At 37.6% G+C, this 20,580-nt stretch carries 17 protein-coding genes, 2 pseudogenes and 1 other annotated feature; all 19 genes and pseudogenes read left to right on the top strand.

Going from position 1 to position 20,580, the window contains the following annotated elements:
- The first annotated feature begins 18 nt into the window (after positions 1–18).
- The 19 genes and pseudogenes from LZ578_RS00725 (at position 19) to rpoC (ending at position 20,543) form a co-directional block, all read left to right on the top strand.
- Entirely contained in the window at positions 19–549 is a 531-nt protein-coding gene (locus tag LZ578_RS00725; RefSeq protein ID WP_235145497.1) for an NYN domain-containing protein, read from the top strand.
- Between the two features lie 28 nt (positions 550–577).
- Entirely contained in the window at positions 578–1,180 is a 603-nt protein-coding gene (locus LZ578_RS00720) for a sigma-70 family RNA polymerase sigma factor (RefSeq protein ID WP_235145496.1), read from the top strand.
- A gap of 217 nt (positions 1,181–1,397) precedes the next feature.
- On the top strand, positions 1,398–1,979 hold the full coding sequence (locus LZ578_RS00715) for a Gx transporter family protein (protein ID WP_235146370.1): 582 nt from the start codon (positions 1,398–1,400) through the stop codon (positions 1,977–1,979).
- Between the two features lie 251 nt (positions 1,980–2,230).
- A pseudogene (locus tag LZ578_RS00710) lies at positions 2,231–4,095 on the top strand (FAD-dependent oxidoreductase).
- A 170-nt stretch (positions 4,096–4,265) separates the two neighbouring features.
- Positions 4,266–4,685: a NusG domain II-containing protein gene (locus LZ578_RS00705; RefSeq protein WP_235145495.1), complete on the top strand. Its 420-nt coding sequence runs from the start codon at positions 4,266–4,268 to the stop codon at positions 4,683–4,685.
- A gap of 32 nt (positions 4,686–4,717) precedes the next feature.
- Positions 4,718–5,698: a polyprenyl synthetase family protein gene (locus tag LZ578_RS00700; RefSeq protein WP_235145494.1), complete on the top strand. Its 981-nt coding sequence runs from the start codon at positions 4,718–4,720 to the stop codon at positions 5,696–5,698.
- 196 nt (positions 5,699–5,894) lie between these two features.
- Positions 5,895–6,410 (top strand): FMN-binding protein, encoded by a 516-nt coding sequence (locus tag LZ578_RS00695; protein WP_235146369.1) that lies wholly within the window; start codon positions 5,895–5,897, stop codon positions 6,408–6,410.
- A 93-nt stretch (positions 6,411–6,503) separates the two neighbouring features.
- A complete protein-coding gene (locus LZ578_RS00690) occupies positions 6,504–7,568 on the top strand; it encodes an FAD:protein FMN transferase (protein ID WP_235145493.1) in 1,065 nt (354 codons plus the stop codon).
- An 11-nt stretch (positions 7,569–7,579) separates the two neighbouring features.
- On the top strand, positions 7,580–8,518 hold the full coding sequence (gene menA / locus LZ578_RS00685) for a 1,4-dihydroxy-2-naphthoate polyprenyltransferase (RefSeq protein WP_235145492.1): 939 nt from the start codon (positions 7,580–7,582) through the stop codon (positions 8,516–8,518).
- 90 nt (positions 8,519–8,608) lie between these two features.
- Complete coding sequence (gene rpmG / locus LZ578_RS00680; protein WP_235145491.1) at positions 8,609–8,761, top strand: 50S ribosomal protein L33; 153 nt, start codon at positions 8,609–8,611, stop codon at positions 8,759–8,761.
- 31 nt (positions 8,762–8,792) lie between these two features.
- Positions 8,793–8,963, top strand: coding sequence for a preprotein translocase subunit SecE (secE, locus tag LZ578_RS00675; RefSeq protein ID WP_235145490.1), 171 nt, complete (start codon positions 8,793–8,795; stop codon positions 8,961–8,963).
- Positions 8,964–9,113: 150 nt separating this feature from the next.
- On the top strand, positions 9,114–9,662 hold the full coding sequence (nusG, locus tag LZ578_RS00670) for a transcription termination/antitermination protein NusG (protein WP_235146368.1): 549 nt from the start codon (positions 9,114–9,116) through the stop codon (positions 9,660–9,662).
- Positions 9,663–9,853: 191 nt separating this feature from the next.
- Positions 9,854–10,279, top strand: a complete 426-nt coding sequence (rplK, locus tag LZ578_RS00665) for a 50S ribosomal protein L11 (protein WP_235145489.1) — start codon at positions 9,854–9,856, stop codon at positions 10,277–10,279.
- Between the two features lie 126 nt (positions 10,280–10,405).
- Positions 10,406–11,095, top strand: a complete 690-nt coding sequence (rplA, locus tag LZ578_RS00660) for a 50S ribosomal protein L1 (protein WP_235145488.1) — start codon at positions 10,406–10,408, stop codon at positions 11,093–11,095.
- A gap of 42 nt (positions 11,096–11,137) precedes the next feature.
- Positions 11,138–11,264 (top strand) — a sequence feature (ribosomal protein L10 leader region).
- A 41-nt stretch (positions 11,265–11,305) separates the two neighbouring features.
- Positions 11,306–11,806, top strand: coding sequence for a 50S ribosomal protein L10 (gene rplJ / locus LZ578_RS00655; RefSeq protein ID WP_235145487.1), 501 nt, complete (start codon positions 11,306–11,308; stop codon positions 11,804–11,806).
- 85 nt (positions 11,807–11,891) lie between these two features.
- A complete protein-coding gene (gene rplL / locus LZ578_RS00650; RefSeq protein WP_235145486.1) occupies positions 11,892–12,260 on the top strand; it encodes a 50S ribosomal protein L7/L12 in 369 nt (122 codons plus the stop codon).
- Between the two features lie 95 nt (positions 12,261–12,355).
- A pseudogene (locus LZ578_RS00645) lies at positions 12,356–12,963 on the top strand (class I SAM-dependent methyltransferase).
- A 274-nt stretch (positions 12,964–13,237) separates the two neighbouring features.
- Positions 13,238–16,768, top strand: a complete 3,531-nt coding sequence (gene rpoB, locus LZ578_RS00640) for a DNA-directed RNA polymerase subunit beta (protein WP_235145485.1) — start codon at positions 13,238–13,240, stop codon at positions 16,766–16,768.
- Between the two features lie 127 nt (positions 16,769–16,895).
- Positions 16,896–20,543 (top strand): DNA-directed RNA polymerase subunit beta', encoded by a 3,648-nt coding sequence (rpoC, locus tag LZ578_RS00635; RefSeq protein ID WP_235145484.1) that lies wholly within the window; start codon positions 16,896–16,898, stop codon positions 20,541–20,543.
- Positions 20,544–20,580 lie beyond the last annotated feature (37 nt).

Here is a 20,580-nt window from a genome sequence, read left to right as displayed (position 1 = left end):
AAGGGTGGAGGTGAGATCATGAAGAAAAAAGAGATTTTGATTGTGGATGGGTATAATATGATAGGTGCTTGGTCAGAACTAACAAAATTGAAGAACCGTGATCTCATTGATGAGGCCCGTGATTTACTTCTGCAAATTTTATCTGACTATCAAACCTTTGAAGGAAAAGAAATTTGGGTGGTTTTTGACGCTCAATTTGTACCGGGTATTACAAAAGAATATACCAAATATAAAGTAAAGGTCGTTTTTACCTCACAGGGAGAAACGGCTGATACTTATATAGAAGGTGTCGTAGAAAAACTGCAGAATGTGCTGACAGAAGTAACCGTTGCAACGAGTGATTTGGCGGAACAGCAACTGGTATTTGCTAAAGGAGCCCAACGGATGTCCGCAAATGAACTCGATAAAGAGATTATGCGTTCACGCCGTGCTTTAGAGCAAGAAAGTCGCCGATTTAAAGATGAAACACAAAGAAGACGTGGTACTTGGAGCCAAGAACAGATGGAATTGCTTCAAGGTTATTTGGCGAAAGTATCAAAGAAAAATTGAGGTATATAATATCCTGGGGGGATTTATTATGACTGAAATAAAAAATGAAAACGATTGCACTATTGAGGAAATGGTTATGGAAATAAAAAAAGGAGAAGTGTTCTACTTCGAACCACTGTTCATGAGATTCATTCCTTTAGTAAGGAAATTAAATAATTTATATGATATACGTTCCTTGGAAGAGGAAGACTTCTATCAAGAGTCGAGAATTGTTTTACATCGTGCAATCCATTCTTTTGATAGGGAGAGAGGATTAGGATTTGCAGGTTACTATAAATTAATGCTACAGCATCGTATATACAGTCTTATTCGTAAAGAGGGAGCACTTAAACGGGTGAGTGATAAATCTTCTATTTCTTATGATTTAATTACAGAAAAAAATTATACTCACGCGAAGGCCTTTCCATTTACAGGAGTTAAAGATATTGTAACTCCTGAGAACATTATTCAAGTTCGTGAGTCTACTTCAGGATATATTGACACTCTTTCTGCTTTAGAAAAAGAAGTGTTCTATCATTTTTTAAGAGGAGAAGATTTTACTGTGATTGCTGAAAAAGTTGATTGCAGTTTGGCCCAAGTGCGACATGCATATGATCGGTGCCGTCTGAAAATGAAGAAAATGTTGCAGTAAGAATTTTATCTAGGTTATTCAGGATAAATACTCAAAAGCAAGAATCATTCATAAAGATTCTTGCTTTTTTGCTGTTTTGAAGAAGGGATAAAGAATACTTAAAAACACTGTCTCTTTTTCGTTCTGCTCTATCGACAAATATGATACACTAGGAATCAGGAATTCAAATCGCTGTGGTCGTTTTAAAAGAAACAGCAGATAGCAAAGGGTTAATATGATGAGAAAAAATAGGAAATTATTATATATATCTTTATTAGCGGCACAAGGAGTAGTGATTACTTTATTGGAAAGATCGATTCCTTTTCCGTTTGCCTTTGCGCCAGGTGCTAAACTGGGCTTAGCGAATATGGTAACCATTTTGGCTATTTTCACCTTACCTCACAAGGATAGTTTTAAAGTAGTGTGGATGCGACTGATTGTCTCGACCTTCTTAGGTGGAACTCTATCTACTTTTATGTATAGTTTTGCGGGAGCATTCTTAAGTTACTTTGGGATGATTTCAGTACGCAGGTTAGGACCCAAAAGAGTGAGTTTAATTGGAATCAGTGCAACGGGTGGTATTTTACATAATGTAGGACAGCTTGTTGTAGCCAGTACAATTGCTCAGTCTTTCAGTGTCATGCTCTATCTTCCAATTTTAGCTTTTACAGGTATCTTTTCAGGTATTGCAGTAGGAATTGCTGCAAACTACTTGATGGATCATGTAGTGACGATTCGTCAATTTCAAAGGGAAGAAGCAAAAACGAATAAACTGACCCAAGCATGGTATGAAGCTAGTTTGATGGATGAGTGGGAATAAATAAAGGATAGAGTACCTATAAAGGGTACTCTATTTTTTGATAAAAACACTCACTTTATGTAAGCGCTACAATAAGAAACCGTTTAAAATCAATGCTTTCTACGAAGATTACATGGACATATATTCACAAATGTTTTATACTATTAGAGTGTTTATTTATCTTTGCTTGTTCATAATAATACAAAATATAGCTTGGACTTATAATCTTCAAAATGATTTTTCAAAAAGAATGTATATAAAGGAGTATGAAAATGGCAGAAATAAATATTGTTGTAATTGGTGCTGGGTTTGCTGGAGTAGCCGCTACAAAAAAATTATCTAAAAAGCTTAAAAAAATAAAGATGTCAAAATCACATTGATTGATCGACACTCTTATCAAACATATATGACAGAATTACACGAGGTTGCTGCAGGACGTGTGGAACCAGATGCTATTCAATTTGATTTACAGCGTTTATTTAATCACAATAAAAATGTAGACATCGTAACTGACGAAGTTGTCCATTTAGACCATGACAAAAAAGTTATTGAAACAGTAAAAACAAAGTTCAACTACGACCATTTAATCTTAGCAATGGGTGGCGAGCCAAACACCTTTAATGTACCTGGTGTTGATGAAAATGGATTCACCATGTGGTCATGGGAAGATGCAAACACAATCCGTCGTCATATCAAGGACACTGTAGAAGCTGCTTCAAATGAACATGATGTGGAAAAACGCAAAGCGATGCTTACCGCTGTTGTTTCCGGAGCTGGATTTACAGGAGTCGAGCTAGCTGGGGATTTGATGGAATGGCAGGAGCGTTTAGCAAAGGACAATAAATTAGATATAAATGAATTTAGTTTGTACTTGGTTGAAGCTGCTCCAGAAATTTTAGGAGTCGTAACAGAGATAGAAGCTTCCAAAGCAGAAAAATATATGAAGAAAAATGGAGTAAACATTATTAAAGGCAACGGAGTAAGTCAGGTTAACAAAGAATCCGTTGAATTGAATGATGGAACGGTCATTCCTACTCATACTTTAATTTGGACTGCTGGTGTAAAAGCTAATACAGATACAGAAAATTATGGAATTGAAAAAGGCCGTGCGGGCCGTTTGGTGGCCAACCAGTACATGGAAGCACAAGGCGCAGAAGATGTTTATTTGGCTGGAGACATTGTTTTCTACGAAGAACCAGATAAAGATAATCGTCCGGTTCCTCAAATCGTACAAAATGCAGAACAAACAGGCCATACTGCTGCTAATAATATTATTGCTAAAATTGAAGGAAAAGAAAAGGTTCCTCATAAGAGTAACTATCAAGGGTTTATGATTTCAATTGGTTCGCGTTATGGAGTAGCTTATTTGCTAGACAAAATTCATCTAAGCGGCTTTGTTGCAATGGCAGTCAAACACTTGATTAATTTATTCTACTTCTTATCAATTGGTTCTGTATATTATATGGTTGAATATATTCGACACGAATTCTTCTTTATCAAGGATGGTCGAAATATTTTTGGTGGACACTTATCGCGTCTGGGAAATATATTGTGGAGCTTACCTTTGCGCCTTTTCTTCGGAAGTGTGTGGGCTTGGGAAGCAATTAAGAAAATGTTCGGACTTTTCGATACGACGTCGTGGTTTGGAAGTACCGTTGTCTTGCCTTTCTCTTGGTTAGAAGATCCAACAACAGGTGCAACGGAAGTAGCAGAAGTTGTTGGTACACCAGTATTTAGTTTGAACTACGCTTATGGAGAAGAGCCAATGATGGTACTAAAGAGTGCTCCAGCTTGGTTTGAAAGTATTATGAAAGTAATGATTCCAAACGTGGAAGTTGCTCTATTCTTCCAAAAATTCATGACTATTGTTGAATTATTAATTGGTCTAGCGATTATCGTTGGACTGTTCACTTGGCTAGCGAATGCCGCTACTATCGCCTTAACGATTTCCTTTATTTTATCTGGAATGTTTTATTGGGTAAACATGTGGTTCTTCCCAGTTGCGTTATCCTTAATGAATGGATCAGGTCGTGCGTTTGGGCTAGACTACTATGCTATTCCATGGATTCAAAAGAAACTTGGAAAATGGTGGTATGGAGATATTAAGTCTATTTACGAGGTTGGACCAGACAAATAATGTAATGAACAATATGATTTAATAGTTGATAAGGAGGTAAAGGTGAGGAGACTTGCCTGAACCTCTTTTTTTTCAGTACAATATAGTCAAAATAAGTGAATGAAGATTCTCTCAGAAAGGGGAGAAGGCAAATCGTTTAAAAAGCGTTAGACGAAAACGATGCCGAAGAGATGAAGAAATATATGAAGATGATTCGTAAGGGCGACATCATCATTGTAATGCTATTGATGATTAGCTCATTCTTACCACTAGGAATTTTTAGTTATAAACAGGCACATGCAGATGACACTCATTTACAAGCAATCGTGCAGGTAGACGGCGAGACGTTAAAAACGTTTAACTTAGAAGACGATGGGAAAACGGAATCATTTCTCTATCACGATGATCATGGTCATGAAAACTTGATTGTACGTACTGGTACGTCTATAGAAATCCAAGAAGCAAGTTGTCGAGACCAAGTTTGTGTTCAGATGAATTCTATTAGAAATGCAGGAGATACAATTTTGTGTTTGCCACATCGAGTTTTAGTAGAAGTAGTTTCAGATGGACCGGTTGACAATCAAACTGATGGTGTCGATATCATCTCTTAAAAAGATTATAATGAAAGAAGGAGAGTGAAAAAATGAGTGTTCACCCCTTGTGGGATGATTATCCTTCCTTACAAAAGGAATTAGATGCAATTGCTTTACTAATTGAAGAGAATATTACAATCAAAAATCCAGAAGTACAAGAAAAAATCAAAAAATTGCTTTTTTCAGGTGGAAAATTTCTCCGTCCTGCTTACAGTATTCTTTTTTCAAATTTTTCTTCTTCTCGAGATGCAAAAAAAGCCCAAGCAGTAGCCGCAGCTTTGGAAGTACTCCATATGGCAACGCTAGTGCACGATGATGTAATTGATGAATCGAATACACGTCGAGGACAAGAAACGCTCAATTCTTCGTATAATAATCGTGTTGCTATTTATACAGGAGATTACTTATTTACAGTTTGTTTCCGTTTGTTGCAAAAGTATGCACAAGAGGCTTCCGTTTTACAGCTTGATATAAAGGGAATTGAAAATATCCTCATCGGAGAATTGGATCAAATGTCCAGAAGATACAATACAAAAATGAGAATGAGAGACTACCTAAACCAGATCAAAGGAAAAACAGCTCAATTATTTGCTCTGAGTTGCTATTCAGGTGCCTACCAAACAGAAGATTCTGAAAAATTTGCCCAACAAGCATTTCAAATAGGAGATCACATTGGGATGGCATTCCAAATTATTGATGACACCCTTGACTACTCAACAGATGAAACAAAAATAGGCAAACCCGCTTTACAAGATTTACGAAATGGAATTTATACAGCTCCCTTGCTTTTTGCGTTACAAACAAACCGGTCTGAGTTAGAACCTTTTTTATTAAAAAAAGAAAAGATAACAGATGAAGAAGCAGCGACGGTTCTGCAAATCGTTGTGGCTTCTGGTGGCTTAAAAAAAGCCCAGGACTTAGCTTTGAAATACACTAAAAAAGCATTACAAAAAATTGAAAAGTTACCTGAAAATCCAAACAAAAAGATACTCTCGCGCATTACTGAACAAATAATAAATAGAGACTATTGACTGTTTAATAAGTTTTTCCGCTTTTTTTCATATGATTTATTAAAAGTTAATGAAGTATTTCATAAACTATATGATTTTTATTGAATAATGAATGTAATAATGGTACGATATCCTTGTAATTCAATTGTGAAATTTTTGTCTGGAGGATCGAAATTTCATAAAAAATAACATAAAAAAGGTGGTAATATCTTTGAAAATGAATAAAAAAATCACTGGCGTAACATTAGCATTGGCTTCTACTCTTGTACTAGCAGCATGTGGTGGAAACGCTGATAATGATGCAGACACAACTAGCTCAACAGCAGTAACGTCTTCTATGGTTGAATCTTCAACAGTTGCAGAAGGTGAATTGCAAGATGGAACTTATAAATTAGTTGAGAAAAACCTTGACGAAAATGGTTGGAAAACTGACTTCACAATCACAGTTACAGACGGTATGATTACTGAATCTAACTACGAAAACTTAGACAAAGATGGCAACAAGAAATCTGAAGATGAAGGTTACCAAGAAGCAATGGCTGAAAAAGTTGGAGTAGGTCCAAAAGAATACTTCCCAGAATTAAATGACCAGTTGGTTGATAAGCAAGATCCTTCTGAAGTAGAAGTTGTAACAGGTGCAACACATTCATCTGATTCTTTCAAAGAGTATGCACAACAATTAATTGATGCAGCTAAAGAAGGAAATACTGAAACAATCGAAATCGACAACTAATCATAGCGAATCGATTTAAACATAAATAGCTAAATAATTAGAAGGTAGGGACATTGTTTTCGTTCCTGCCTTTTTCTGATTGGAGTGAACAGAATGAAGAGTCAAAAAAAGAAGCTGAGTTTGGTAGGAGTTCTGACTCTAATCCTTATCTTTTTTTCTGCTTGTGGAAGTAATGATTCTAATCAAACACTTCTACAACAGCCCTATGAAGACACCGAATTTTTGATGGGAACGTATGTTACCTTACGTATTTATGATGAAGAGAAAGAAGCGGTGTTAGAAAAAGGGTTTAATCGTGTCAAAGATTTAGCAGATAGATTGTCTGGAGAAACCCAAGAGTCAGAAATCACCGCGGTTAATAAAGCTGCGGGAGAAAATTCAGTTGTTCTTTCTGAGGATATATATGATCTAGTTAAGTATGCAGCAGACTATACGGCAGAATCCAAAGGAGAATTTGATTATGCCATTGGTCCCATCACTGATTTATGGCGGATTGGTTTCGATGATGCTAGAAAACCAGAACAAGTAGAAATTGATGAAGCACTTAAATTGGTTGATTACAAAAGTGTAGAATTGAATGATAAAGAGCACAGTGTCTTTCTAAAAAAAGAAGGAATGATGTTAGATCTAGGAGCGATTGCAAAAGGCTATATGGCAGATGAAATACACGAGCTTTTTGAAGAAGAAGGAGTAACAACTGCCATTATCGACTTAGGTGGAAATGTATTCGTAATGGGAGGATCTCCTAGTCGGGATGGAGAATTCTGGAATGTAGGCGTTCAAGACCCACTAGGGAATAGAGGAGAAAGTATTGGTTCCACGAAACAAACGAATCAATCCATTGTTACTTCGGGGATTTATGAACGCTATTTAGAGGTCGACGGAAAACTATATCATCACTTAATGGATCCTGATGTGGGGTATCCTTTTGAAAATGAAATAGCAGGAATCTCTATTATTTCCGAAAAATCTGTCGATGGAGATGCTCTATCCACACTTGTTTTTGGATTAGGATTAGAAGCTGGATTAGAATATGTAAATCAGCGCGATGGTGTGGAAGCTGTTTTCATTTCGAAAGACAAAGATATCTACCTTTCAGATGGATTGAAAGATAATTTTGAATTAACGAGTAAAAAATATACATTGATAGAAGAATAGAGGAGGAGTGTATGAGTACAGCTGTCTTTTTAGAGTTGGTTGAAATAAGAACGAAAGTAGCCAGTTTTTTTCCTTTTATATTAGGGGTTTTGTATGCAGGTTATTATTTCCAATCGTTCCAATTAATAAACACCGTTTTATTTTTCTTAGCTATGATTATATTTGATATGGCAACAACAGCAATTAATAATACAATGGATTACGTAAAGGCTAAAAATATAACCTATCAGCAACAAGAAAACATATTAGGGAAAGCAAACTTATCTGTAAAGAAAGTTACCCTATTAATTATCGCAATGATAGGAACTGCGAGCTTATTAGGTCTTCTGTTAACGTATCGAACCAATTTATTGCTCTTAGTAATGGGGATTATTTGTTTCTTGATAGGTATTTTTTATACGTTTGGTCCTTTTCCTATTTCACGCATGCCCCTAGGAGAAGTTCTTTCTGGTTTAACAATGGGATTTGGTATTTTCTTTATAGCTGTATTTGTAAATGTTCCTGTTGGTCAATTAGCCGGTTTTCAATTATCTTGGCCGATGTTTACATTGACGGGTAATATCCAAACGGTATTAATTGTTTTTTTACAATCCATACCGATCGTCTGTACGATTGCTAATATTATGCTTTCGAATAATTTATGTGACTTAGAGACGGATATAAGCAATCATCGCTATACGTTGACTTATTATATTGGGAAAACAGCTGCCATAAAGTTGTATGCGATTCTTTATTATGTAGCTTACTTTTCCATAACCTTAGCAGTTCTTTTGCGAGTATCACCGATTTGGATGATTGCGGTTTGGCTTACTTTCCCAATTGTACAAAGAAATATTAAACGTTTTTCAGCAGTACAAGAGAAAGCAACTACGTTTAGTTTGGCAATCAAAAACTTAGTAATCATCCACTCCTTACAGATCATTCTTTTAATTTTAGGAATTATTTTTTAAGGATTGTAAAAGTTATATTGACAACAAAGGCAGGACCATCTACTATTAAAGGGGTATATATTTTTAAATTAAAGAGAGAGGTGAGCGACAATGGTACAAAAAAGAGCTGCACTAGCATGCACAATATGTGGATCAAGAAACTACACCATTACACCTAGTGAAAAAGGTCGCACGACACGTTTAGAAGTAAAAAAATTCTGTAAATATTGCGGAAAACATACTTTACACAAAGAAACGAAATGATGAGACAAAGAAAGCAAGAAAGAGGTGCTTTATGAAGTTTTTGAAAAGTGTAGTCGATGAAATGAAACAAGTTACCTGGCCTACTGGTAAGGAATTGACGAAATACATTAGTACAGTAGTTGTGACGGTCTTTTTATTCTCCGTATTTTTTGCAGTAGTGGACTTTGGTGTTAGCGAATTATTAAATCTGTTTATTCTCTGATAAGTAACGGGGGATATGGTAAAATGTCATCTGTTTTGGTATAATAAACACGCAAAGAAAAACCTTTCCTCATCGAAAGGTTTTTTTATATACTGAAAAATGAAGAATTAAGAAATGAAAGAAATAGAAGAAAAAGAGAGAAGTGAAAAAATGGAAACAGTAGAATTTGAAAAACAGTGGTACGTTTTGCACACATATTCTGGATATGAAAATAAAGTAAGAATGAATATCGAGTCCCGTGCACAAAGCATGAACATGGGAGACCATATTTTTCGTGTAGTTGTTCCCGAAGAGGAAGAAGTAGAAATGAAAGATGGAAAAGAAAAAGTAAAAATACAAAAAACTTTTCCAGGATATGTCTTAGTTGAAATGAATATGTCCGATGAAGCTTGGTATATTGTACGAAATACACCAGGAGTTACAGGATTCGTTGGTTCGCATGGTGCTGGAAGCAAGCCTGCTCCGTTGATGCAAGAAGAAATAGATGTGATTTTGAAACGGATGGGAATGAGCACGAAAGTCCGTGAAATCGAATTTGAAAAGGGCGAACCAGTTACGATTACAGAAGGAGCTTTTGATGGCTTGTCTGGTGTAGTAGAGGAAGTCGATAGTGAAAAAGGCAAGTTGAAAGTGTTAATCGAAATGTTTGGACGCGAAACAGTAGCTGAATTAGAATATGAACAAGTAGATAAAGCCTAATAAAATTTAAAAATAAACTAGCCTCCATAAGGAGTTCCTTATTTTTATGAAAAATAAAAAATAATATATTCTTGCGTTATCTAAAGAAGTCTGATAGAATATATCAGTGCGTTTGAACGCACGTAAGGGAGTGGGAGGGGAAATCTTAACCCCATTAAACCACATCACGAACAATCAAGGAGGTATGTCTCGTGGCTAAAAAAGTTGTAAAAGTTGTAAAATTGCAAATTCCTGCAGGTAAAGCATCTCCTGCGCCGCCAGTAGGTCCAGCTTTAGGTCAAGCACAAGTTAACATCATGGGATTCTGTAAAGAATTCAATGCTCGTACACAAGACCAAAATGGTATGATTATTCCAGTAGTAATCAGTGTATATGAAGATCGTTCTTTCACATTCATTACTAAAACTCCTCCAGCGCCAGTTTTATTGAAAAAAGCTGCTGGTTTGGATAAAGCATCCGGAGAACCTAACAAAAAAACTGTAGGTTCAGTAACTAGTGAACAAGTAAAAGAAATTGCTGAAACAAAAATGCAAGACTTGAATGCAGCAGACGTAGAAGCTGCTATGCGTATGGTCGAAGGTACTGCCCGCTCAATGGGTATCACCGTTAAAGACTAATGAAGTTGGCAGCTTCTCACACAGCACAATGATTTTAAAGGGATTTGAAATCAATTACTCTTGTAAAAGAGAAGGGCTGCAAGTGGGAGGTAAATCCGTTAAAACCACAATCAAGGAGGAAAAATTATGGCTAAAAAAACTAAACAATACCTAGCTGCGGTAGAAAAAGTAGAAGCTCTTAAAGCATACACTGCTGAAGAAGCTGTAGCGTTGGTAAAAGAAATTGATTATGCTAAATTTGATGCAACTATTGAAGTTGCTTACCGTTTAGGAATCGACACTCGTAAAAATGATCAACAAATCCGCGGAGCAGTTGTACTGCCGAACGGTACTGGTAAAACACAAACTGTTTTGGTATTTGCTAAAGGCGAAAAAGCTAAAGAAGCAGAGGCTGCAGGTGCAGACTATGTGGGCGATGCAGAATTAGCTCAAAAAATCCAAGGCGGCTGGTTTGATTTTGACGTTGTTGTTGCTACCCCTGATATGATGGGAGAAGTAGGACGTTTGGGACGTGTTCTAGGACCTAAAGGCTTGATGCCTAACCCTAAAACCGGAACCGTTACTATGGATGTAACAAAAGCGGTTGAAGAAATTAAAGCAGGTAAAGTTACCTACCGTGCTGATAAAGCTGGAAACATTCATGTTCCAATCGGAAAAGTATCTTTTGAAAATGAAAAGTTGATGGAAAATTTCCGCACAATTCAAGAAACGATTATGCGTGTGAAACCAGCAACTTCTAAAGGCCAATACATCAAAAACCTAAGTGTAACAACTACATTTGGTCCTGGTGTTAAAGTAGACCCAAGTACAATATAAAAATAAAGTTGACCTAGATGATTAGTACTGTTATAATCATCTAGGTTAATATATGTCTTACCGAAGACAGCAGGGGACGCAAGTCTTAATAACCTGCCGAGGAAGAATCCAGTTGATGAACGAACGGATCCTCTATGTCTAGGTGACATAGAGTTTTTTGTTTTTTAAAACAGAAAATTCTATTCAAAATTTTTGGAGGTGAAAGATAAGATGAGCGAAGCTGCTATTGCTAAGAAACAAGAATTAGTAGAAATTGCCACTGCAAAATTGCAAGAATCTGCTGCTGTTGTCGTTGTAGACTATCTAGGACTTACTGTTTTAGAAGTTACAGAATTAAGAAAACAATTGCGTGATGCTGGTATAGAAATTAAAGTGTTGAAAAACTCTGTAATTTCTCGTGCTGCTGTTGCTGCAGGTCTTGAAGGAATGGACGATATGTTCAAAGGACCTACCGCTGTAGCATTTAGTACAGAGGAAGTGGTTGCTCCAGCAAAAATTATTGCTGAATTTGCAAAAACTGCTAGCAAGCTAGAAATCAAAGGCGGCGTAATTGAAGGGAAAGTTGCTTCAAAAGAAGAAGTTGAAGCACTTGCAACTCTACCAAACCGAGATGGATTACTATCTATGTTGCTTTCAGTATTGCAAGCACCAGTGCGCAACGTTGCGTTGGCTATTAAAGCTGTATCCGAACAAAAAGGTGAAGCTGCATAATTTCAATTTGTCTAACAAGTTGACGGGGGTCTGCTTTGCGGCATGAACTCCCACAAAAAAACATATAAAAACGGAGGAACATATAATGGCATTGAATATTGAACAAATTATCGCTGACGTTAAAGAAGCATCAGTACTAGAATTGAACGACCTTGTAAAAGCTATCGAAGAAGAATTTGGCGTAACTGCAGCTGCACCTGTAGCAGCAGCTGGCGGAGCTGGAGTAGCAGCAGAAGAAGAACAGACAGAGTTTACTGTTCAATTGGTAGCAGCTGGAGATTCTAAGATTAAAGTTATCAAAGCAGTACGTGAAGCAACTGGTCTTGGCTTGAAAGAAGCTAAAGCATTAGTTGACAGTGCACCTGCAGCAGTTAAAGAAGATCTATCTAAAGAAGATGCAGACGCTTTGAAAGAGAAATTGGAAGAAGTAGGCGCATCTGTAGAATTGAAATAATTCTACATTTAAAATAATGAATAGGAAAGGCTGGGACATTTGTTCCAGCCTTTCCTATTCATTTTATTAAAATGTGAAGAAGGGAAGAGAGTAGGATGACCGAACATTATTTTACAGGAAAACCCTCTACAAAAAGTGATGAGCAAACGTGGGATTTTCATCTCCGTGATAAAGAGTTTCGCTTTACTGCTGATTCAGGTGTCTTTTCAAAAAACACAGTGGACTTTGGCTCGCGTCTTTTGATTGAAACCTTTGAAATGCCTAAAGGAATTACTGGTGATATATTAGATATGGGATGTGGGTATGGCCCAATCGGAATTTCGCTTGCAGCGGCTTTTCCAGAACAAACGGTTGAAATGGTGGATGTGAATCAACGTGCACTAGACTTAGCTAAACGAAATGCAAAAGCTAATCGTATTTCAAATGTTAGAATATTTCTTTCCTCTATATATGAGAATATAGCCAAGGAAAAACGTTATGCAGCAATTGTAACGAATCCGCCAATCCGTGCTGGGAAACAGACGGTTCATCAAATTCTTAGTGAAGCTTATGATCATCTTGGTGAAAATGGAACACTTACAACTGTGATCCAGAAGAAGCAAGGCGCTCCAAGTGCTGAGAAAAAATGGAAGAAATATTTGGCAATGTAGAAGTAGTTATAAAAGATAAAGGGTATTGGATTATCCGAAGCATAAAAGAATGATGATTTCTATTGACTTATCGAATTTAAAGATGTAATATATATAGTACTGTAGATACAATAGATAGATAAGGAATGTGATTGAAATATTGTCCAATCAATATTCCTAGACAAATACAAAAGACAGAGTGATTTTTCAAGAAATTACAGAGATCTTTTGGTTTTTTTTTGCCAAAAAACAGGTAAAAAAACGATTTGTTACCTTTTCTTAACAATTGTAACATGAATGTAATATTTAGAAATGTCTATTGTATAACAATTATGAGGGGTGAAGAAGTTGTTAGGACACAATGTAAAATATGGGAAACAACGGACCCGCAGAAGCTATTCACGTATCAGTGAAGTTTTGGAACTTCCTAACCTGATCGAGCTTCAAATCGATTCCTATAAATGGTTCTTGGAAACAGGACTAAAGGAAATGCTTGCGGATCTTTCTCCAATTGAAGATCACACAGGAAACTTGGCACTAGAATTTTTAGATTACGAATTGCAAGAGGCCAAATACACAGTTGCTGAAGCACGTCAGCACGATGCTAACTACTCCGCACCTATTTATGTAAAACTGCGTCTTTTTAATAAAGAAACCGGCGAGATTAAAGACCAAGAAGTATTCTTTGGGGATTTCCCTTTGATGACGGATATGGGAACTTTCATTATCAACGGAGCAGAACGAGTGATCGTATCTCAACTCGTACGTTCTCCAGGTGTTTACTACCACAATAAGGTAGATAAAAACGGAAAAGAAAGTTTTGGTAATACCATGATTCCGAACCGAGGAGCATGGATGGAGTATGAAACAGATGCGAAAGATATCTCTTATGTGAGAATTGACCGCACAAGAAAAATTCCTTTGACTGTTTTGATTCGTGCATTGGGCTTTGGTTCAGACGATCAAATCTTAGAGATTTTTGGTGATAACGATAGCTTGAAATTGACAATGGAAAAAGATGTACATAAAAATTCATCCGATTCTAGAGCAGAAGAAGCATTGAAAGATGTTTATGAAAGACTGCGTCCAGGTGAGCCGAAAACAGCTGAAAGTTCTCGTAACCTACTATATGCTCGTTTCTTCGATCCAAGAAGATATGACTTAGCACCAGTAGGTCGTTACAAATTAAATAAGAAATTGAATATGAAAGTCCGTCTTTATAATCAAATTTTAGCAGAAACACTTGTTGATCCTGAAACGGGTGAAGTACTTGCTGAAAAAGGAACAGAGTTGGACCGCAATGTGATGGATAAATTAGCACCATACTTAGATAATGGTTTGAACGAAGTTATTTTAGAGCCATCTGAAGACGGTGTAGTAGCTGATCCGGTTCATGTTCAAGTTGTTAAAGTATATTCTAAAGTTAATCCTGAAAAAGAAGTTAATATTATTGGGAATTCAAATGTAGATTCTGAAATTAAACACTTAACGACTGCTGACGTCTTTTCAGCAATCAATTACTTCTTGAATCTATATGAAGGACTAGGCAACACCGATGATATCGACCATTTAGGAAATCGTCGAATCCGCTCTGTTGGTGAATTATTGCAAAATCAATTCCGTATTGGTTTATCCCGTATGGAACGTGTTGTACGTGAAAGAATGTCTATTCAAGATGTTTCTACAATTACACCACAACAATTGATTAACATTCGCCCGGTTGTCGCTTCTATTAAAGAATTCTTTGGTAGTTCTCAGTTATCACAGTTTATGGACCAAACAAACCCATTGGGTGAGTTAACTCATAAACGTCGTCTATCTGCATTAGGACCTGGTGGTTTAACTCGTGATCGTGCCGGATATGAAGTTCGTGACGTTCACTACTCTCACTATGGCCGAATGTGTCCAATTGAGACACCTGAAGGACCTAACATTGGTCTAATTAACAGTTTATCTAGTTATGCGAAAATAAATGAGTATGGTTTCATTGAAACTCCTTATAGACGCGTAGACTGGAACACACATAAAGTAACCGATAAAATTGATTACTTGACTGCTGATGAAGAAGATAATTTTGTGGTTGCTCAAGCAAACTCCGTTCTAAATGAAGATGGAAGCTTTGCGAACGATATTGTAATGGCTCGTTACATACATGACAACCTAGAAGTTTCTATTAATCGTGTGGATTATATGGATGTATCACCTAAGCAAGTAGTTGCTGTAGCGACAGCATGTATTCCTTTCTTAGAAAATGATGACTCCAACCGTGCTTTGATGGGTGCAAACATGCAGCGTCAAGCCGTTCCATTGATTAATCCACAAGCTCCACTAATCGGTACAGGTATGGAATACAAAGCCGCTCATGACTCAGGAGCAGCACTTCTATGCGCAAACGAAGGTATAGTAGAGTATGTGGATGCTGATCAAATCCGCATTCGTCAAGAAGATGGCACATTAGATAAATATGCTCTTACTAAATTCCAACGATCAAACTCAGGTACTTGTTACAACCAACGTCCAATCGTTAATGTTGGTGACCATGCTGAAGTAGGAGATACTCTAGCAGATGGCCCATCTATGGAAAAAGGAGAATTGGCTTTAGGTCAAAATATCCTGGTTGCCTTTATGACTTGGGAAGGGTACAACTATGAAGATGCGGTTATTATGAACGAACGTCTTGTAAAAGATGATGTTTATACGTCGATTCATATTGAAGAATATGAATCAGAAGCTCGTGATACTAAATTAGGACCTGAAGAAATTACTCGTGAAATTCCAAACGTCGGAGAAGATGCTTTGAAAGATCTAGATGACAGAGGAATCATCCGTGTGGGTGCTGAAGTAAAAGATGGAGATATTTTGGTTGGTAAAGTTACTCCTAAAGGTGTGACAGAACTTTCCGCAGAAGAACGTCTCTTACATGCTATTTTCGGAGAAAAAGCTCGTGAAGTTCGTGATACTTCCTTACGTGTACCACACGGTGGCGGAGGAATTGTTCATGATGTGAAAATGTTTACTCGTGAAGCAGGAGATGAACTTTCTCCAGGAGTGAATTTATTAGTACGAGTGTATATTGTTCAAAAACGTAAAATTAACGAAGGCGATAAGATGGCTGGTCGTCACGGAAATAAAGGGGTAGTATCCCGTATTATGCCGGAAGAGGATATGCCTTATCTGCCAGATGGTACTCCAATTGATATCATGTTGAATCCTTTAGGGGTTCCATCCCGTATGAATATTGGACAAGTACTAGAATTACATCTAGGTATGGCTGCTCGTGAACTCGGAATTTATATCGCAACACCAGTATTTGATGGAGCGAATGAAGAAGACGTATGGGGAACGGTTGCAGAAGCTGGAATGGCGAAAGACGCTAAGACAGTCCTTTATGATGGACGTTCTGGTGAACCTTTCGACAATCGTATTTCAGTAGGAATTATGTATTACTTGAAACTCTCCCACATGGTAGATGACAAGCTGCATGCTCGTTCTACTGGACCGTACTCTCTTGTTACCCAACAACCACTTGGAGGAAAAGCACAATTCGGTGGACAACGTTTCGGGGAAATGGAAGTGTGGGCTCTAGAAGCTTATGGAGCTGCCTATACATTACAAGAAATCTTGACATACAAATCCGATGATGTAGTCGGTCGTGTGAAAACATACGAAGCAATTGTGAAGGGTGAACCAATTCCTCGTCCAGGTGTGCCAGAATCTTTCCGTGTATTAGTGAAAGAGCTGCAAGCTTTGGGTCTAGATATGAAGGTTCTCGATGCACAAGATCAAGAGATCGAATTGCGAGATATGGATGAAGAAGATGAGGTAGTAAACTTCGAACGCTTGAATAAACAAACCGAATCGATGAAAAATAAAGAATAGTAATTTGTGGGTATAGAAGAAGGATGAGTGGGCAACCCTTAATCCTTCTCCTACATTCGCTTTGTGATGAAGATGAAAAGTTGAAGAGCATATTGGGCAGCTCGACAATAAAAGGGAGGTAAGCCCCTTGATAGATGTAAATAATTTTGATCAAATGCAAATTTCTCTGGCTTCATCTGATAAAATCCGTAGCTGGTCCTATGGAGAAGTAAAAAAACCAGAAACCATTAACTATCGGACATTGAAACCAGAAAAAGAAGGTTTATTCTGTGAACGAATTTTTGGACCTCAAAAAGATTGGAAATGTTCTTGTGGAAAATACAATGGTATTCGCTACAAAGGAATTGTTTGTGATCGTTGTGGTGTAGAAGTTACCCGTTCTAAAGTTCGTCGTGAACGTATGGGACACATTGAATTAGCTGCACCTGTTACTCACGTGTGGTATTTCAAAGGGATTCCAAGTCGTATGGGTCTTGTATTAGATATGAGTCCACGTGCATTGGAAGAAGTCATTTATTTTGCTAGCTATGTTGTGATTGAACCAGGAGACACTACTCTGGAATCAAAACAATTACTGACAGAAAATGAATACCGTGAAAAACGTGCACAATACGGAAAAAGTTTCCATGCAGCAATGGGAGCAGACGCTGTCAGACAGTTGCTTAACCGTGTGGAGCTAGAAGAAGAATGTGCTGAATTAAAAGAAGCTTTGAAAACTGCAACCGGACAAAAACGTACACGTGCAATCCGTCGTTTAGATATCTTGGATGCATTCCGTACTTCAGGAAACAAACCAGAGTGGATGGTTATGGACGTTGTTCCAATTATCCCACCAGATTTACGTCCAATGGTTCAATTAGAGGGTGGACGTTTTGCAACAAGTGATTTGAATGATCTTTATCGTCGTGTTATTAACCGTAATAATCGTTTGAAACGTTTATTAGATTTAAATGCACCGAATATCATTGTTCAAAATGAAAAGCGGATGCTGCAAGAAGCAGTGGATGCTCTAATTGATAACGGTCGTCGTGGACGCCCTGTTACCGGACCTGGTAATCGTCCGTTGAAATCTTTATCCCATATGCTGAAAGGAAAACAAGGACGTTTCCGTCAGAACTTACTGGGTAAACGGGTTGACTATTCCGGTCGTTCCGTTATCGTAGTAGGACCTTCCTTGAAGATGTACCAATGTGGACTTCCTAAAGAAATGGCATTAGAACTATTTAAACCATTTTTGATGAAGGAATTAGTTCAACGTGATTTAGCTGGAAATATCAAAAATGCGAAACGTAAAATTGATCGAATGGATGAAGATGTTTGGGATGTACTTGAAGATGTCATTCGTGAACACCCTGTTTTGCTAAACCGAGCACCTACGCTTCATAGATTGGGTATCCAAGCCTTTGAACCCGTATTAGTAGAAGGAAAAGCAATCAGATTACATCCATTGGTATGTGAAGCTTATAATGCCGACTTTGATGGAGACCAAATGGCTGTCCATGTTCCTTTAAGTGAAGAAGCGCAAGCAGAAGCTCGCTTATTGATGTTGGCTGCACAAAACATTTTGAATCCGAAAGATGGTAAACCAGTTGTAACACCATCTCAAGATATGGTCTTGGGTAACTATTACTTAACCATGGAAGAAAAAGGAAAAATGGGAGAAGGTATGAGTTTCTCTACGCCTGAGGAAGTGGAAATGGCTTATCAAAATGGCTATGTACACTTACACACTCGTATTGCACTAAATACAAGCTCATTACCTAAGAAACCTTGGAAAGAAAACCAAAAAAATTCCTTGTTAGTTACAACAGTAGGGAAAGTTCTCTTTAATGAAATTATGCCGGATGAATTCCCATACTTGAATGAACCAACACAAGAAAACTTGGACGAAGCTACTCCTGATCGCTTCTTTGTGGAGCCAGGAACAGATGTGAGAGCATTTATCGAAAACCAAGAAATTGTAGGACCATTTAAGAAGAAAAATCTAGGTAACATCATTGCTGCTGTGTTCAAGAAGTTCCATGTTACAGAAACTTCTAGAATGTTGGACCTTATGAAAGATTTGGGTTACCATATCTCAACTCGTTCAGGTATTACAGTAGGGATTGCAGATATTTTGGTATTACAATCTAAAGAGGTTATTATTGATAAAGCTCATACACAAGTCGAAGGAATTACAAAACAGTTCCGTCGTGGTTTAATTTCAGATGATGAGCGTTATAACAGTGTAATCAATACTTGGAACCAAGCGAAAGATGAAATTCAAAAAGAATTGATGCTTACATTGGACCAAGAAAACCCAATTTATATGATGAGTGATTCCGGAGCTCGTGGTAATATCTCTAACTTTACTCAGTTAGCAGGTATGCGTGGTTTGATGGCTTCTCCAAGTGGGAAAATCATGGAACTTCCAGTTATTTCGAATTTCCGTGAAGGATTAACTGTCTTAGAAATGTTCTCCTCCACTCACGGAGCTCGTAAAGGAATGACCGATACTGCTCTGAAAACAGCTGACTCTGGTTACTTGACTCGCCGTTTAGTTGACGTAGCTCAAGACGTAATTGTTCGTGAGGATGATTGTGGATCAGATCGTGGTTTGATTATTAGTTCGATTCGTGAAGGAAACGAAGTAATTGAAACGTTAGAAGAGCGTCTACTTGGACGTTACGTACAGAAAACAATCGTTCATCCAGAAACTGGTGAACTGATTGCAGAATTTAATGATTTAATTACAGAAGATATTTCGAAGAGAATTATTGACGCTGGAATTGAAGAACTTACCATTCGTTCTGTCTTTACTTGTAACACCAAACATGGCGTATGTAAGCATTGTTATGGTATGAACTTGGCAACTGGAAACGAAGTAGAAGTTGGAGAAGCAGTAGGAACAATTGCTGCCCAATCCATCGGTGAACCCGGAACTCAGTTGACGATGCGTACCTTCCATACTGGTGGAGTTGCTGGTGATGATATTACACAAGGACTTCCTCGTATTCAAGAAATATTTGAAGCTCGTAATCCGAAAGGACAAGCAATCATTACCGAAGTTACTGGTGAAGTAATTTCGATTGATGAAAATGCAGCAGAGCGTTCCAAAGAAGTTACCGTTAAAGGGGTAACAGATACACGTACTTATAATGTACCGTATACGGGTCGTATGAAAGTTGAAGAAGGTGACTTTGTACATCGTGGAGATCCACTAACAGAAGGATCTATCAATCCAAAAGAACTGTTACGTGTTCGCGATGTGTTGTCGGTTGAAACCTACTTATTACGTGAAGTACAAAAAGTATACCGTATGCAAGGGGTAGAAATTGGAGACAAGCATATTGAAGTAATGGTTCGCCAAATGCTTCGTAAAGTGCGTATTATGGACCCAGGCTCTACAGAAATCCTTCCAGGTACTTTATTGGATATTGCTGACTTTACTAACCAGAATGCTTCCAGTATTAAAGCTGGTGAAGTTCCTGCAACGGCACGTCCTGTACTGTTAGGTATTACAAAAGCTTCCTTGGAAACGAATAGCTTCTTGTCTGCTGCTTCGTTCCAGGAAACCACTCGTGTACTAACAGATGCTGCTCTTCGTGGTAAGAAGGATTCTCTATTAGGTCTGAAAGAGAATGTTATCATCGGGAAGACGATTCCAGCAGGTACGGGTATGGCTCGTTATCGCAAAATGGAACCTAAAGCAGTACATACCGGTACAGAAAGTGCATATAGCATTGGAGAAACCGGTAGTGCTACAACAGATGAACATCTGACAGTAAAAGAATAAAAATACGAATAAAAATGGATGAATTTTCTTTTTTGAT

The organism is Jeotgalibaca sp. MA1X17-3, from assembly GCF_021513155.1.
Lineage (GTDB): Bacteria > Bacillota > Bacilli > Lactobacillales > Aerococcaceae > Jeotgalibaca.
This window is presented reverse-complemented; position numbering and strand designations above follow the sequence as displayed.

Excerpts from the sequence above, each read along its gene's own strand:
- LZ578_RS00725 (WP_235145497.1), top strand. The coding sequence starts at position 19 with ATGAAGAAAAAAGAGATTTTGATTGTGGATGGGTATAATATGATAGGT.
- LZ578_RS00720 (WP_235145496.1), top strand. The coding sequence starts at position 578 with ATGACTGAAATAAAAAATGAAAACGATTGCACTATTGAGGAAATGGTT.
- LZ578_RS00715 (WP_235146370.1), top strand. The coding sequence starts at position 1,398 with ATGAGAAAAAATAGGAAATTATTATATATATCTTTATTAGCGGCACAA.
- LZ578_RS00705 (WP_235145495.1), top strand. The coding sequence starts at position 4,266 with ATGAAGAAATATATGAAGATGATTCGTAAGGGCGACATCATCATTGTA.
- LZ578_RS00700 (WP_235145494.1), top strand. The coding sequence starts at position 4,718 with ATGAGTGTTCACCCCTTGTGGGATGATTATCCTTCCTTACAAAAGGAA.
- LZ578_RS00695 (WP_235146369.1), top strand. The coding sequence starts at position 5,895 with ATGAATAAAAAAATCACTGGCGTAACATTAGCATTGGCTTCTACTCTT.
- LZ578_RS00690 (WP_235145493.1), top strand. The coding sequence starts at position 6,504 with ATGAAGAGTCAAAAAAAGAAGCTGAGTTTGGTAGGAGTTCTGACTCTA.
- menA (WP_235145492.1), top strand. The coding sequence starts at position 7,580 with ATGAGTACAGCTGTCTTTTTAGAGTTGGTTGAAATAAGAACGAAAGTA.
- rpmG (WP_235145491.1), top strand. The coding sequence starts at position 8,609 with ATGGTACAAAAAAGAGCTGCACTAGCATGCACAATATGTGGATCAAGA.
- secE (WP_235145490.1), top strand. The coding sequence starts at position 8,793 with ATGAAGTTTTTGAAAAGTGTAGTCGATGAAATGAAACAAGTTACCTGG.
- nusG (WP_235146368.1), top strand. The coding sequence starts at position 9,114 with ATGGAAACAGTAGAATTTGAAAAACAGTGGTACGTTTTGCACACATAT.
- rplA (WP_235145488.1), top strand. The coding sequence starts at position 10,406 with ATGGCTAAAAAAACTAAACAATACCTAGCTGCGGTAGAAAAAGTAGAA.
- rplJ (WP_235145487.1), top strand. The coding sequence starts at position 11,306 with ATGAGCGAAGCTGCTATTGCTAAGAAACAAGAATTAGTAGAAATTGCC.
- rplL (WP_235145486.1), top strand. The coding sequence starts at position 11,892 with ATGGCATTGAATATTGAACAAATTATCGCTGACGTTAAAGAAGCATCA.